Origin of the sequence: Methylococcus sp. ANG (assembly GCF_040730495.1) — a bacterium.
GTDB lineage: Bacteria > Pseudomonadota > Gammaproteobacteria > Methylococcales > Methylococcaceae > Methylococcus.
Map to the genome: position 1 here is coordinate 286,721 of NZ_CP160399.1, position 12,859 is coordinate 299,579.

The 12,859-nt window shown below is 57.8% G+C and carries 19 protein-coding genes; 15 read left to right on the forward strand and 4 right to left on the reverse strand.

Going from position 1 to position 12,859, the window contains the following annotated elements:
- Nucleotides 1-156 precede the first annotated feature (156 nt).
- Nucleotides 157-363 (forward strand): hypothetical protein, encoded by a 207-nt coding sequence (locus ABZN20_RS01300; protein ID WP_367026537.1) that lies wholly within the window; start codon nucleotides 157-159, stop codon nucleotides 361-363.
- A gap of 3 nt (nucleotides 364-366) precedes the next feature.
- A complete protein-coding gene (locus tag ABZN20_RS01305) occupies nucleotides 367-852 on the forward strand; it encodes a GvpL/GvpF family gas vesicle protein (RefSeq protein ID WP_367026538.1) in 486 nt (161 codons plus the stop codon).
- A 52-nt stretch (nucleotides 853-904) separates the two neighbouring features.
- Here ABZN20_RS01305 and istB read toward each other — a convergent pair whose 3' ends face one another.
- Both istB and istA read right to left on the reverse strand, forming a co-directional pair.
- The gene (istB, locus tag ABZN20_RS01310; protein WP_367025276.1) at nucleotides 905-1,660 is read right to left on the reverse strand and encodes an IS21-like element helper ATPase IstB; all 756 of its coding nucleotides are present in this window, start codon (nucleotides 1,658-1,660) and stop codon (nucleotides 905-907) included.
- Between the two features lie 26 nt (nucleotides 1,661-1,686).
- A complete protein-coding gene (istA, locus tag ABZN20_RS01315; protein ID WP_367025277.1) occupies nucleotides 1,687-3,225 on the reverse strand; it encodes an IS21 family transposase in 1,539 nt (512 codons plus the stop codon).
- A gap of 83 nt (nucleotides 3,226-3,308) precedes the next feature.
- Between istA and ABZN20_RS01320 the strand changes: the two genes are divergently transcribed.
- The 9 genes from ABZN20_RS01320 to ABZN20_RS01360 all read left to right on the forward strand — a co-directional run bounded on the left by ABZN20_RS01320 (nucleotide 3,309) and on the right by ABZN20_RS01360 (nucleotide 7,303).
- Entirely contained in the window at nucleotides 3,309-3,761 is a 453-nt protein-coding gene (locus ABZN20_RS01320; RefSeq protein ID WP_367026539.1) for a GvpL/GvpF family gas vesicle protein, read from the forward strand.
- A gap of 221 nt (nucleotides 3,762-3,982) precedes the next feature.
- Nucleotides 3,983-4,498, forward strand: coding sequence for a helix-turn-helix domain-containing protein (locus ABZN20_RS01325; protein ID WP_367025613.1), 516 nt, complete (start codon nucleotides 3,983-3,985; stop codon nucleotides 4,496-4,498).
- A gap of 26 nt (nucleotides 4,499-4,524) precedes the next feature.
- The gene (locus tag ABZN20_RS01330) at nucleotides 4,525-4,917 is read left to right on the forward strand and encodes a transposase family protein (RefSeq protein ID WP_367025614.1); all 393 of its coding nucleotides are present in this window, start codon (nucleotides 4,525-4,527) and stop codon (nucleotides 4,915-4,917) included.
- Nucleotides 4,918-4,956: 39 nt separating this feature from the next.
- A complete protein-coding gene (locus ABZN20_RS01335) occupies nucleotides 4,957-5,100 on the forward strand; it encodes a gas vesicle protein GvpG (RefSeq protein WP_423246456.1) in 144 nt (47 codons plus the stop codon).
- Nucleotides 5,078-5,317, forward strand: coding sequence for a gas vesicle protein (locus ABZN20_RS01340; RefSeq protein ID WP_367026540.1), 240 nt, complete (start codon nucleotides 5,078-5,080; stop codon nucleotides 5,315-5,317). The genes ABZN20_RS01335 and ABZN20_RS01340 overlap by 23 nt, the downstream gene beginning before the upstream one ends.
- Nucleotides 5,314-5,658, forward strand: a complete 345-nt coding sequence (locus ABZN20_RS01345) for a gas vesicle protein K (protein ID WP_367026541.1) — start codon at nucleotides 5,314-5,316, stop codon at nucleotides 5,656-5,658. The genes ABZN20_RS01340 and ABZN20_RS01345 overlap by 4 nt, the downstream gene beginning before the upstream one ends.
- 10 nt (nucleotides 5,659-5,668) lie before the next feature.
- Complete coding sequence (locus tag ABZN20_RS01350) at nucleotides 5,669-6,040, forward strand: gas vesicle protein (protein WP_218806357.1); 372 nt, start codon at nucleotides 5,669-5,671, stop codon at nucleotides 6,038-6,040.
- A 169-nt stretch (nucleotides 6,041-6,209) separates the two neighbouring features.
- The gene (locus tag ABZN20_RS01355; protein WP_367026542.1) at nucleotides 6,210-6,758 is read left to right on the forward strand and encodes a hypothetical protein; all 549 of its coding nucleotides are present in this window, start codon (nucleotides 6,210-6,212) and stop codon (nucleotides 6,756-6,758) included.
- Complete coding sequence (locus ABZN20_RS01360; RefSeq protein WP_367026543.1) at nucleotides 6,755-7,303, forward strand: sigma-54-dependent transcriptional regulator; 549 nt, start codon at nucleotides 6,755-6,757, stop codon at nucleotides 7,301-7,303. Before ABZN20_RS01355 ends, ABZN20_RS01360 begins: the two co-directional genes overlap by 4 nt.
- Here ABZN20_RS01360 and ABZN20_RS01365 read toward each other — a convergent pair whose 3' ends face one another.
- Nucleotides 7,304-7,696 carry a transposase family protein gene (locus tag ABZN20_RS01365; RefSeq protein ID WP_367025614.1) on the reverse strand — a complete coding sequence of 131 codons (393 nt, stop codon included), beginning with the start codon at nucleotides 7,694-7,696 and terminating at the stop codon, nucleotides 7,304-7,306.
- Between the two features lie 26 nt (nucleotides 7,697-7,722).
- Nucleotides 7,723-8,238: a helix-turn-helix domain-containing protein gene (locus tag ABZN20_RS01370; protein ID WP_367025613.1), complete on the reverse strand. Its 516-nt coding sequence runs from the start codon at nucleotides 8,236-8,238 to the stop codon at nucleotides 7,723-7,725.
- A gap of 27 nt (nucleotides 8,239-8,265) precedes the next feature.
- Between ABZN20_RS01370 and ABZN20_RS01375 the strand changes: the two genes are divergently transcribed.
- From ABZN20_RS01375 to ABZN20_RS01390, 4 genes are read left to right on the forward strand one after another with little or no spacing between them, the layout of a single operon-like run.
- A complete protein-coding gene (locus ABZN20_RS01375; protein WP_367026544.1) occupies nucleotides 8,266-9,216 on the forward strand; it encodes a sigma-54 interaction domain-containing protein in 951 nt (316 codons plus the stop codon).
- 59 nt (nucleotides 9,217-9,275) lie between these two features.
- Nucleotides 9,276-9,791, forward strand: a complete 516-nt coding sequence (locus tag ABZN20_RS01380) for an Hsp20/alpha crystallin family protein (RefSeq protein WP_367026545.1) — start codon at nucleotides 9,276-9,278, stop codon at nucleotides 9,789-9,791.
- 8 nt (nucleotides 9,792-9,799) lie between these two features.
- Nucleotides 9,800-11,953: a CDC48 family AAA ATPase gene (locus ABZN20_RS01385; protein ID WP_367026546.1), complete on the forward strand. Its 2,154-nt coding sequence runs from the start codon at nucleotides 9,800-9,802 to the stop codon at nucleotides 11,951-11,953.
- Nucleotides 11,950-12,738, forward strand: coding sequence for a GvpL/GvpF family gas vesicle protein (locus ABZN20_RS01390; RefSeq protein WP_367026547.1), 789 nt, complete (start codon nucleotides 11,950-11,952; stop codon nucleotides 12,736-12,738). Before ABZN20_RS01385 ends, ABZN20_RS01390 begins: the two co-directional genes overlap by 4 nt.
- Nucleotides 12,739-12,859: the final 121 nt, after the last annotated feature.

Below are 12,859 nucleotides of genomic sequence, written 5' to 3' on the forward strand. Positions count from 1 at the left end.
ATCCAACGTCCACCGGAATCGGGCTCGATCAACTGGACCGCCGTCGTCGCGAGTGGGCGGAGCTGCGCCTTTTCGCCAGGGAAATCAGGCGCCGCTGGCTGTCCGCCTGCTGGGACGACCACATCCGATCGGTACAAAGCTCCAGGAGAGTGTGAGATGAAGATCAACTGCATTGCCTGTGGTCACAACTTCGAAGTGGACGAGGCGTATCACGATTATGAAGGCTTGGTTCGTTGCTGGGTCTGTGGCACCTTGCTGGAGGTCACCACTGTCGAGGGCAGCATTCGCCGCTTGCGCTTACCTGGCGCATGCCAGCAGGTTCAGAGTCCTCAGACCGAAGTTCGGGTCGTCGAGGGAGCCTGAGCGATGGCTAGATCCCATTCGAAGGCAGCGCAAGGCGTTTATCTCTACGCCGTTTCGAAGGCGTCGGTTCGCATCGACGAGCCGCTTGCGGGGATCGCCGGAGGCTCCGTTTATGCCTTGGTGGAAGGGGATCTGGCCGCGATCCTGAGTGACGTTGACCAGCAAAAAATCCGTCCCGAGCGACGCAACATCGCCGCTCATCAAGATGTCCTTCGGCGCTTGATGGCCACTGATACCGTTCTTCCCATGGCTTTCGGCACGGTTGCGGAGAGCCGGAAAGCGGTCAGCAAGATGCTGAAAACCTATCAGTCACGGTTAGTCAAACAGCTGCGTGAGCTCGGCGGCAAAGTGGAAATGGGCTTGCGGGTAGCGCTCGATGCGCCGGATACCTACGAATATCTGATTGCACAATCGCCAGAAATCCTTGCGCTGCGTGACCAGATGGCGCTCAGGGGTGGAGGTGCGCATTCCGGCGAACGTGACCGTTGATTCCGGTGATCGTGACCGCCGGGGATCTCATGCCGCGCTGGAGGTTGGTTTTTTACTTGGACCGGTCACGTTGGGTCAAGCCGGCGGTGGTTTTGCGCATCGACTCGCCGGTCAGGGGTAGCCGGTGGGCGTTGTGCAGGAGGCGGTCGAGGATGGCATCGGCGAGGGTGGGCTCGCCGAGGTAGTCGTGCCAGTGCTCGACCGGCAGCTGGCTGGCGATGAGGGTGGAGCGCAGGCCGTGGCGGTCTTCGATCAACTCCATGAGGTCGTTGCGCTGAGAGGCGGTGAGCGGCTGGATGCCCCAGTCGTCGAGGATGAGCAGGTCGGTGCGGGCGAGCTGGTTCATGAGCCGGGAATAGGAGCCGTCGCCGCGGGCGACGGCGAGCTGTTCGAGCAGCCGAGGCAGGCGCAGGTAACGGACGGCTAGTCCCTGGCGGCAGGCCTGATTGCCGAGGGCGCAGGCGAGATAGGTCTTGCCGGTGCCGGTGGGGCCGGTGAGGCAGAGATTGTGATGGGCGCGCAGCCAAGAGCCTTCGGCGAGCGCGGCCATTGGGGGACGATGCAGGCCGCGGGGGTGGCGATAGTCGATATCCTCGATGCAGGCGGCAAGGCGCAGCTTGGCGTCCTTGAGCAAACGGCTGAGGCGGCGGTTGTCGCGGTAGAGCAGCTCCCGGTCGACGAGCAGCGCGAAGCGCTCGTCGAAGGAGAGATCGTGGGTGGCGGGCTGTTCGAGCTGTTGTTCGAAGGCCTCGCGCATGCCGGTGAGGCGCAGGGTGTGGAGCTTGTCCAGGGTTTGCTGGGTGAGCATGGTTTTGTCTCCTGTTGTAACGGGTTTCAGTTGTAGTAGTCGGGACCGCGCACGTTGCCGTGGGCCGGCAGCGCCGCGGCGGTCTCGTCATGGGCCTCATGCGGCTGGCGGTCGAGCCCCTTGTCGAGGATGGAGCTGACGGAGCGATAGGACGGTGATTGGATGGCCAAGGCCCGCGCACAGGCCGCCTCCAGCCGCGCTCGGCTGTAGCGCCGAGCGAGATTGAGCAGGCCCAGGCAGGCGCGGTAGCCGTGCTCGGGATGGGGCCGGTTGTTGAGCTGGTGTTCGACCACGTGCAGCGTCGCTACGCCGATGTCTTTGGCCCAGTTCATGAAGCGCCCCGGTGACCACTGGCGGTGCTCGCGGTGGGACTTGGGCATGTGCTCGGGGAGGGTGGAGAAGCGGCCGGCGCCCTGGCGCGGGTGCGCGGCGACGCGGTGTCCCCGGTGCAGCACCTCGATGCTGGTGGCGGTGGCGCGCAGCTCCAGCACCTGGCCGACCAGCGCATGGGGCACGCTGTAGAGGCGACCGCCGAACTCGACGTGGTAGTCGATGCCGGGCTTGACCTGTTTCCACTCGGCGTACTCGTAAGGCACCAGCGGCAGGGGTTTGAGGGCCGGCCGGTCGAGGGACTCGAACAGGTCGCGGCGGCTGTCGGGCTGGCGCTGGAAGGGGCGGCCGTTGAGTGACTCCAGCAGCTCGTGTATGGCCTGGTTGAGGGCCGCCAGGGAGTGGAAGGTGCGATGGCGCAGCCGGGCCAGAATCCACCGTTCCACGACTTGCACGGCCACCTCCACCTTGGCCTTGTCCTTCGGCTGGTAAGGGCGCGCCGGCAGGATGGCGGCGCCGTAGTGGCGGGCCAGCTCGGCGTAGGTGGCGTTGGGCTCGGGGGCGTAGCGGCAGGGCTGGCTCACCGCCGCGCGCAGGTTGTCCGGCACCCACAGCGCGGGGGTGCCGCCGAAGTAGCGCAGGGCGCGCTGATGGGAGGCGATCCAGTCCGGCAGCGCCTGGGTCCAGGTGGCCTCGGCGTAGGTGTAGCTGGAGGCGCCGAGCACGGCGACGAACACCTGCGCCTGGCGCAGCTCGCCGGTGGCGGGGTCGATCACCGGAACGGTGGGGCCGCAGTAGTCGAGAAAGAGCTTCTCGCCGGCGTGGTGAACCTGGCGCATGCTGCGCCGCTGCTGGCCCTGCCAGAGCCGGTAACGGTGGCAGAACTGGCTGTAACGGTAAGCGGCCTCGCCGTGGGTCGCCACGTACTCGGCCCACAGCAGCTGCAGGGTCACCCCCTTGCGCTTGAGCTCGTGGTGAAGGCGCGGCAGGTCCGGCTCCACGAAGCGCGCCGGGGCCGTGGGGGCGGGGAACAGCAACCGCTCCAGGGCCGCCTCGTCCATCGCCCCGGGCAGCGGCCAAGCAACGCCCTTCGCCTGGGCGAGGCTCACGTACTTGCTGACCACGCCCTTGGAGACGCCCAGCGCCCGGGCGATCTTCTCGTGGCTGAGCTTCGCCTCGTGCTTGAGGCGCAGAATCTCGGTGATGTGTCGCATGGAACTCCTCTTTGCCGGCATGTCGCCCCCTTCGAAAGTAAAAGGGCGGCTCTATGCCTGTTGGGGTTGAGAAATTCCAGCGCGGCTGAGGTGATTCCGGGAACGTGACCGCGATTTCCGGCATCGTGACCACCGATTCCGGCCGGAAGGCCAAAATCGGTCACGATCAAACGGAATCGCCGGTCACGTTCACCCGGCATGGGCGGTCACGATCAAACGGAATCGGCGGTCACGTTGGGCCGGAATACGCAGGAGGGGCGCACAGTGAGAAAATCGAGTTGGGACGGCAATTTGCGGAACTGCTCGAGGATACAAGAAGCGCGTCATTGGAAAAAATCGAGGCGGCCCTGGCACCGTTTTGTTTCGAGATTCATTCCAACACGGTCAAGGGCGATAAAGAGATCGCTAACCTTGCCTTTCTGGTTGACCGGGAAAAACTCCCTGAGTTCGAACGGGGGGCTGAAAAGATAGCAGATGAATTTGATGATCGTTTTACATTTCAATATAGCGGGCCTTGGGCACCCTATAACTTCGTAAGCATGGAACTCGACTTGTAGTTTACATATCTCGACTAAAATTGTTGTTTGGAGCAGGGGAGAATTCGATGTTAGTGGTCGACAATTTGGCGTTCGCCCCTGTGAGGGGGCTCATGTGGGTATTTCGCGAGGTGCAGAAGGCTGCGGAACAGGCCTTGCGGGATGAATAGAGTTGCTTCCGTTGAAATAAATGGATTTGTTGTGGTATAAAACAATTAACAACAATCGAATGATGTCAGCCAATGATTTTTGAAAAGTTCATGGAAGAAACCAGTGAGCGTACCGTCAGAGCCCTGATCGGAATGAGTAAGGCGCAATTCGCCAAGCTTTGCCCTATCTTTGAGGAGGCTCATGCGGAGATTCAGCAAGAACGCGTTCAGCAAGGCGAAATAAAACGGGTACCCAAAGGTGGCCATGTGGGCTATCTCGATCGGATAGATAAGAAGCTGTTCTTCATTTTGCATTACCTCAAGACCTACTGTACCTTCGATGTCCTGGGCTTTCATTTTGGCTTCAGCTCGGGACACGCGCATCGCCATGTGGCGCAACTTCTGCCCGTGTTACGGCGCAGCCTGGCGAAACTTGATCTGCTGCCCGAGCGGGAGCTGACGACCCCGGGAGAGATGATGAAGCTGATTGAAAAACATGGAGATATCATCATTGACGGGGTGGAATGCAGTTGCGTCAGGCCGCAGGATGACGATCAGCAGAAAGCCCACTATAGCGGTAAAAAAAACGCCATACGGTTAAAACCCTAGTCATTTCGACCCTGGCACGGCAAATTTTGTTCGTTGGAAGTATCGTGGCCGGCAGTGTTCATGATTATGCGCTGATGAAGCGATGGTTCGATCCTGCCTTATCATGGTTTGACGGTGCCGATGTCTGGTTGGATTTGGGGTTCTTGGGGGCCGCTTCCGATTATGGGAATAAAGCCAGAATTCACCTGCCTCATAAGAAACCCAGAGCCTCCAAGAACAATCCTCATCCCGCGTTGGCAGATCAACAAAGGCGCGAGAACAAAAAGCAAGCGCGAACTCGCATCTCCGTCGAACACTCCATTGGAGGAATGAAGACCTTTCATTGCTTGATGCATCGCATTAGAAACCGACTCAGTCTATTCATAGATAGCTTTTTCGGGCTTGGCGCTGGCCTTTGGAATCTAAAAATTTCTTTGTAATCATGCGGTTATCATCGGAAACAACTCTAATATGAAACCATAACCTCGGAACTTGGCCGCTTGCACCTGATGCTGGAGCGGCAGGAAATTTCCGAACAAGAATTCGACCGGCGTGAAAAGCAACTGCTCGACCGGATGGACGAACTGGAGGAGCAGGGCTATGGCCGGTCCAGCGAGCACTAGGCGAGTGATCGCCGAATCCGGCCCGGATCTCCCGGGGTCCGTTCGGAAATACGGTACCGCCGCTCCCGCGTCGTTGTGCGACGCCTTAGACAGATTGTTGACCACGGGTGTCGTGGTGGTTGCCGACGCGACGTTGACGGTGGCGGACATAGACCTGCTCCGGCTCCAGTGTCAGATCGTTGTCAGCTCTGCCGAGGAAAGCCGGGGCTGGCCGTGAGCCACAGCATCCGAATCGCTCTTTCGGCCGTCGGGGAGGAGGGCGCTGCTGAAGGAGCGGCGCCTGAGCAGCAGGTCCCAGACATTCAGCTTGGCGGGGAAAAAGCGGCAAAAGGTTTGGCGCAATTGGTTCTGACCCTGGTCAAGCTGCTCCACGAGCTGCTCGAGCGGCAAGCTTTGAGGCGGGTGGAATCAGGGGGACTGAGCGACGAAGAGATAGAGCGCTTAGGACAGGCCCTGATGCAGCAGACACAGGAGATCGATCGGCTCTGCGACGTATTGGGTCTCGAGCCGGAAGAGTTGAATCTTGACCTGGGGCCTCTGGGGCGCCTTTTCGATTAGGACTACGTTCATGCCTATTCAGCAACGCAAGCTGCAGCATGCTACCAACACTACGTCTCTGGGGGACCTCCTGGAACGTATTCTCGACAAAGGCGTCGTCATTGCGGGGGATATCCGGATCAACCTGGTGCAAGTCGAGCTTCTTACCATTCAATTGCGCCTCGTGGTTTGTTCCGTCGACAGGGCTAAGGAAATTGGCCTGGATTGGTGGAATGACCACCCGGCATTCCAGCGCGCCCACCGCGACGAGCGGTCCGTTCTGGACGCGCTTACACGCCTCGAACAGCGGCTGTCGGGCATGGAAGAGAGGTTTTCAGGTTTGGCGGCAATCGAGGGCCGAGAGTCAATCGAGCCGCCCCAAGGAAACGTGTTGGGCGCTTAGATTCATTTTCGCCGGTTCCGCCAAGACTCGGAATGAGGGAGGGGAAATGCAGTCCGGTAGTGATGCTTTACCCACGTGGTCGAGTGAACATGGGCCGCAGCGGGTTCTCTACTACTTTCCTATCCTTCATAGCAGGGCCGACATGGGCGGGTTGGGAGAGCAGGCTGCCATGAAGGCCATCGAGAAGATCGGGCTGGCGAAATGGGAAGCCCAATGCAGGTCGATCGAACAGGGCTGGGCCCGCATCGAGGAATTGATCGAAAGCTTGCATCTGGATTATCCCTCCTGTCGACTATACCAGGACGGCCTTCCCGTCTGCGGCCACGAGCTGCTGATTGTCAGGGATTTGGCGAAATCAGGGAGCCACAATCATCAATTACTTCTGACGCTGTACGAGCGTGGCGCGATGCTGATGGGCACAGAATCTCCCGATTTACTTATTGAAGAATATCAAATTGTCACACACTATCTGGCCCATAACAAGACGAAGACGACGACCAATTTCACGGAAATGGAGGCTCGTAGCGCGGAACTGTTGAAACGGCGTGATGGCTTCATCGCGGACAGAATTGCCGCAACTCTGCGGCCGGGAGAATCCGGTTTGCTGTTCCTCGGCTTGCTACATTCGCTGGAGGGTAAGTTGCCATCTGATATCCGGGTAATTTGCCCAATCGTGTCTCCGGTAAGGATTCCCAGCCAAGAGGGACAAAGTGTATGAGCGACACCGCCAGGGATATCCTGATCGTCGATGACGAACCTGCCATTTGCAACCTCCTTGCGCGTTTGATCAGGAAAGAAGGCTTGTGTGCGGAGGTTGCACATTCCGGTCTTTCGGCATTGGATGCCATCCACAAATCGCCGCCGGATCTGTTGCTCCTCGATTACCGGCTACCGGACATGACGGGGCAGGATGTCATGCGTGAGGCGCGGCTGATCTTGCCGGAATTGCCGGTCGTCGTGATTACGGCTTATGCCAGTGTTCAGACCGCCGTCGATTCAATGCGCGCCGGAGCGGTTGATTTTCTTGCCAAGCCGTTCGATCACAAAAAGCTGTTGAACATTATTCGTTCAACGTTAGCCAGACAAGAAGCTTCGCATTCTCCGTCGGTAGCTCACCGATTGACCACCGAGGGCGAAATACATTCGGGACTCCAGGATTCCATGGGGCCAAGCCGGGTAATCCGGGACCTGGCGCAACAAGTGGAGCGAGTCGCAGCTTCGAACTTCAACGTATTAGAGTTGTTTCCGATGATAACCGCATGATTACAAAGAAATTTTTAGATTCCAAAGGCCAGCGCCAAGCCCGAAAAAGCTATCTATGAATAGACTGAGTCGGTTTCTAATGCGATGCATCAAGCAATGAAAGGTCTTCATTCCTCCAATGGAGTGTTCGACGGAGATGCGAGTTCGCGCTTGCTTTTTGTTCTCGCGCCTTTGTTGATCTGCCAACGCGGGATGAGGATTGTTCTTGGAGGCTCTGGGTTTCTTATGAGGCAGGTGAATTCTGGCTTTATTCCCATAATCGGAAGCGGCCCCCAAGAACCCCAAATCCAACCAGACATCGGCACCGTCAAACCATGATAAGGCAGGATCGAACCATCGCTTCATCAGCGCATAATCATGAACACTGCCGGCCACGATACTTCCAACGAACAAAATTTGCCGTGCCAGGGTCGAAATGACTAGGGTTTTAACCGTATGGCGTTTTTTTTACCGCTATAGTGGGCTTTCTGCTGATCGTCATCCTGCGGCCTGACGCAACTGCATTCCACCCCGTCAATGATGATATCTCCATGTTTTTCAATCAGCTTCATCATCTCTCCCGGGGTCGTCAGCTCCCGCTCGGGCAGCAGATCAAGTTTCGCCAGGCTGCGCCGTAACACGGGCAGAAGTTGCGCCACATGGCGATGCGCGTGTCCCGAGCTGAAGCCAAAATGAAAGCCCAGGACATCGAAGGTACAGTAGGTCTTGAGGTAATGCAAAATGAAGAACAGCTTCTTATCTATCCGATCGAGATAGCCCACATGGCCACCTTTGGGTACCCGTTTTATTTCGCCTTGCTGAACGCGTTCTTGCTGAATCTCCGCATGAGCCTCCTCAAAGATAGGGCAAAGCTTGGCGAATTGCGCCTTACTCATTCCGATCAGGGCTCTGACGGTACGCTCACTGGTTTCTTCCATGAACTTTTCAAAAATCATTGGCTGACATCATTCGATTGTTGTTAATTGTTTTATACCACAACAAATCCATTTATTTCAACGGAAGCAACTCTATTGCTCATCGGAGAAACCGGGACTGGCAAGGAGCTCGTGTCCCAGGCTATTCACCGAACCAGTTCCAGGAGGAAAGGACCATTCATCCCGGTCGATTGTGGAGCGTTACCGGATCAGCTCCTGGAAAGCGAACTGTTCGGTCATGAAAAAGGAGCTTTTACCGGCGCCGTCCACCGCAAGCCGGGCAAGTTTGAATTGGCGAACGGTGGCACCTTGTTCCTGGACGAGATTTCCAATCTTTCCTGGACAGCGCAAGGCAAGCTGTTGCGGGCGATTCAGGAGCGCGTCATTTACCGCCTTGGCGGTACGGAACCGATACGCGCCAACGTCCGCTTGATTGCAGCGTGCAATCAGGATCTGACCTTCGCAGCAGAACGGGGCGAATTCCGCTCCGATCTTTTCTTTCGTCTGAATGAGTTCATGTTGCGGCTTCCAACGCTGCGCGACCGGCGTGAAGACATCAACCATCTGGCTCGGCGTTTCCTGAACGAGACAAATCAGGAACTGGGTCGGGCTGTCCAGGGTTTTAGCGCCGAGGCGGTAGAGCGCATGCATTGCTACAACTGGCCAGGGAACGTGAGGCAGTTACGCAATGTCGTCCGGCAAGCAGTCCTGATGGCCGACGAATATGTAGAGTTACACCATATGAATCTTCTGGACCCGTCGATCATCCCCGCTTCGTCATTGACGAATCTGGTCGTAGGAAACGATAAGGAATGGCTGGACACACCGCTGAAAGATGTCGTGCGGCGGGAGGTCGCCCAAATCGAAAGAAAAATCCTGGTAAGTGCCTTACGCCATACCACTGGTAACAAGGTCAAGGCGGCCCAACTTCTGCGCATCGATTACAAGACACTGCTCAACAAGGTCAAGGAATACTCCATAGACATCGGCTACAACTGAACGGAGCACGTTCCGGTCGAGATGTTATTCACATTGAATTGGGAAGAGGAGGATGGTTCATGAACAAAAAGAAAGAAGGTCTTACCGGGGGCGAGGCGCTGGAGGGCATTCTCTCCGGACTTACGGGCTTGGTGGACAAGCTGAACGAGCTGGCCAAAACAGGCAAGGAATTACACGAGCTCGGCGACGTAGCCGGCAGTGGCAAAGATAAGGCATTGCGCGCCGTCTACGGTTTGAAGGTGAAAGTAGGGCTGGGAGAAGAGGGCCCGAAAGTAGAGCCGTTCGGCAATCTCCGCGGCGATCAGGAGCACGGCTATACCGTGACCCCGGAGGTCTCCGAGCCAATCGTGGACGTGTTCGAAGAAGCCGACCACACCTTGGTCGTCGCTGAAATGCCGGGTATCGGCCTGGAAGACGTCAACGTCGAGATGGCGGATGACATCATGACTCTGGAAGCATCCAGCGGTACCAAGAAATACCACAAGGAAATCCTGTTGCCACGGGCCTACGACCGCGACCACCTGCGGCTCTCCTGTAACAACGGAATCTTGGAAATCAAATGTTTAAATGAATGAGGCGAGCCATGAGCGATGACGAACAGAACCTGGAAAAGTTCAAAGTCGCCGAGGCGTTGCCTAAGGATGTCGGGCGCGCCATCGCCCGCCTCGACCCAATGGATATCGAACGCCTGGGTGTCGAGGTGGGCGACATCATCGAGGTCAGCGGTAAGCGTGCCACCGTCTGCCGAGCCATGCCCGCCTACAAGGAGATGCGGGGCCAGGGGCGCATACAGTTGGATGGCTTGAGTCGTATAAACGCCAAGGTGGGCTTGGACGAATCGGTAACGTTGCGGCGGGTTTCGTGTCCCATTGCCGACCAGATCGTAGTGGCGCCGGTCAACGCCACGCCGAAACAGGGGGATCTGGAATACATCGCCGCACGCATGGACGGACTGCCGGTGGTCGACGGCGATCGTATCCGCATCAATCTGTTCGGCAGTCGTGCGGTTGAGTTTACGGTTACGGGCACAAAGCCGAAAGGCGCCGTGTTGATCGGTCCGCCGACCCACTTGGTTCTAGAGCAGCCGCGCGCAGGGGGCGCCGCCGAAAAGGCGGAGCAGGCCGCGGTTCAACGTTTGTCTTATGAGGACATTGGCGGTCTCAAGCCCCAGTTGTACCGTATTCGAGAAATGATCGAGCTGCCGCTCCGCCACCCCGAGGTCTTCGAACGGCTCGGCATCGACGCGCCGAAAGGTGTACTTCTGTATGGGCCTCCGGGCTGCGGTAAGACATTGATTGCACGGGCGATTGCCCAGGAGACGGAAGCCAACTTCTTCGTAATCAGCGGGCCGGAAATCATCCATAAGTTCTACGGGGAAAGCGAAGCCCATCTGCGAAAGGTGTTTGATGAGGCCTCGCGCAAGGCTCCGAGCATCATTTTTCTGGACGAAATCGACGCTATCGCGCCTAAGCGCGAGCAGGTCGTCGGCGAAGTGGAAAAGCGCGTGGTGGCCCAGTTGCTCGCGCTGATGGATGGATTGAACCGCCGTCCCAATCTGATCGTCATCGCCGCCACCAATCTGCCCAATGTGCTGGATCCCGCACTCCGTCGCCCCGGCCGGTTCGATCGGGAAATCGCCATTCCCATCCCCGATCGCTTCGGACGAAAGGAAGTCCTGGAAATCCACAGTCGGGGGATGCCCCTGGCCGATGATGTCGATCTGTCTCATCTCGCGGAAATCACCCACGGCTATGTCGGGGCGGACCTGGAAGCGCTGTGCCGCGAGGCGGCCATGAGTTGCTTGCGGGGGCTAATCCAGGAAATCGATTTCGGCTTGCAGACCATCCCCTACGAGAAGCTGCAGGGGCTTGAGATATCCATGGAGGATTTTCTTTCGGCTCTGCGGGAGGTCGAGCCGTCGGCAGTGCGTGAAGTGTTCGTGGAAGTGCCAAGTATAGGCTGGCAGGACGTAGGCGGTTTGGATTCGGTAAAAGAACGCCTCATCGAAGCCGTGATCTGGCCACTGAAGTTTGCCGATATTTTCGAGCAGGCAGGCACTCGTCCGCCTAAAGGCATCTTGCTGGCCGGTCCTCCGGGTTGCGGTAAAACCATGCTGGCGAAGGCACTGGCGAACGAGAGCCAAGTCAATTTCATCCCCGTCAAGGGACCGGAACTGCTCTCCAAGTTCGTAGGCGAATCGGAAAGGGCAGTGCGCGAGATTTTCCACAAGGCCAAGCAGGCAGCCCCTTGTATCATTTTCTTCGACGAAATCGACGCTTTGTTACCGGCTCGTGGCATGGGGGGGACGGATGCTCACGTTACCGAAAGGGTGTTGAGCCAGTTCCTCGTCGAGTTCGACGGCGTCGAAGAGCTGAAAGGGGTGCTCGTGCTGGGTGCGACCAATCGTCCGGATATTCTCGATCCGGCCGTAGTCAGGCCGGGGCGCTTCGATGAAATCATCGAGATTCCCGTCGCGGGGGATGCCGATCGGGCAGCGATCTTTTCCGTGCATCTCAAGGACAAGCCCCTGGCCGAGGGCGTCGATGTCGTTTCCCTTGCTGCAAAGTGTGCGGGTTTCAGTGGAGCCCGCGTCGCTGCCGTGTGCCAGCATGCCGCGCTTAGGGCGGTGAGGCGCGCGGTGAGAAGCCGGCAACTCGAGGCCGAGATGCCCATCGAGGTAAAGATCGAGGCCGCGGATTTGGAAGCTGCGCTGGTAGAGGAGGCAGGAGTAAGATGAGCGCCGCCCTTTATCTCTATTGTTTGACGCCGCAGGCGGCGCCTGAGGATCTTTGCCTAAGCGAGTTTCCGAACCTGTTTGGTTCAGTTCACTGGGAGGCCTGTGGCGAAATAGGAGCGGTGTTAAGCCGTATTGAAAATGTAGAGGGCTGGGTCAGCGACGATTTGTTTGCCGATGCTGACTGGGCCACACATCGCGCCTTGCATCATGCAAGGGTTATCGAGTTGGTATGGTCCAAAGTTCCAGTCTATCCGGCCCAATTCGGGACCTTGTACGGGTCCCTCGACTCCCTTAAGAGCGTGCTTGTCCGGGAACACGCGAGTCTTGACAGATTTTTTCGGGCCACTGCGGGGATGGCGGAATGGGACATCAAAGTATTCTTTAATCCCAGCAAAGCCCAGGACAAATGGGTACAAGACCGCATAGATATGGAAAGGGATGTCATTGGGGGTTTGTCCGGCGGGAAACGTTATCTCGTTGAACAGCGATTGCGCCGGGATGCGAAATACAGCGTAGTCTCAGATTATAAAACGCTTTGTGTACGCATATTGGAGGAGCTGACACATGATGCTGCCGGCGTTTGTGGCCGGGCTCTCCCTCCGCTGGAGGACTCCGACAAGCAGCCTTTGGGCCATTGGGCAGCCCTGTGGCCGGCGACATTTTCGTCCGAAATCGACGAACGCATGGAAGAGGCGCGAGCAGAACATCGGCGTTTAGGAATTGATGTCCAGTGGAGTGGTCCGTGGCCTCCCTACAGTTTCCGATCCATGCTGACCTTGGACTAACAAGATATCCTTTTGGACTATTTTGACGTGAGTCATGGTCGGCCAAAGCGATAACTCCCGCCTTATCGATTCGGCCCACGGCGCACTGGAAATGCCGTCGCACGAGATATATTCAAAACTT

Excerpts from the sequence above, each read along its gene's own strand:
- ABZN20_RS01300 (WP_367026537.1), top strand. The coding sequence starts at position 157 with ATGAAGATCAACTGCATTGCCTGTGGTCACAACTTCGAAGTGGACGAG.
- ABZN20_RS01305 (WP_367026538.1), top strand. The coding sequence starts at position 367 with ATGGCTAGATCCCATTCGAAGGCAGCGCAAGGCGTTTATCTCTACGCC.
- istB (WP_367025276.1), bottom strand. The coding sequence starts at position 1,660 with ATGCTCACCCAGCAAACCCTGGACAAGCTCCACACCCTGCGCCTCACC.
- istA (WP_367025277.1), bottom strand. The coding sequence starts at position 3,225 with ATGCCGGCAAAGAGGAGTTCCATGCGACACATCACCGAGATTCTGCGC.
- ABZN20_RS01325 (WP_367025613.1), top strand. The coding sequence starts at position 3,983 with ATGATTTTTGAAAAGTTCATGGAAGAAACCAGTGAGCGTACCGTCAGA.
- ABZN20_RS01340 (WP_367026540.1), top strand. The coding sequence starts at position 5,078 with ATGGCCGGTCCAGCGAGCACTAGGCGAGTGATCGCCGAATCCGGCCCG.
- ABZN20_RS01350 (WP_218806357.1), top strand. The coding sequence starts at position 5,669 with ATGCCTATTCAGCAACGCAAGCTGCAGCATGCTACCAACACTACGTCT.
- ABZN20_RS01355 (WP_367026542.1), top strand. The coding sequence starts at position 6,210 with ATGAAGGCCATCGAGAAGATCGGGCTGGCGAAATGGGAAGCCCAATGC.
- ABZN20_RS01360 (WP_367026543.1), top strand. The coding sequence starts at position 6,755 with ATGAGCGACACCGCCAGGGATATCCTGATCGTCGATGACGAACCTGCC.
- ABZN20_RS01370 (WP_367025613.1), bottom strand. The coding sequence starts at position 8,238 with ATGATTTTTGAAAAGTTCATGGAAGAAACCAGTGAGCGTACCGTCAGA.
- ABZN20_RS01380 (WP_367026545.1), top strand. The coding sequence starts at position 9,276 with ATGAACAAAAAGAAAGAAGGTCTTACCGGGGGCGAGGCGCTGGAGGGC.
- ABZN20_RS01385 (WP_367026546.1), top strand. The coding sequence starts at position 9,800 with ATGAGCGATGACGAACAGAACCTGGAAAAGTTCAAAGTCGCCGAGGCG.
- ABZN20_RS01390 (WP_367026547.1), top strand. The coding sequence starts at position 11,950 with ATGAGCGCCGCCCTTTATCTCTATTGTTTGACGCCGCAGGCGGCGCCT.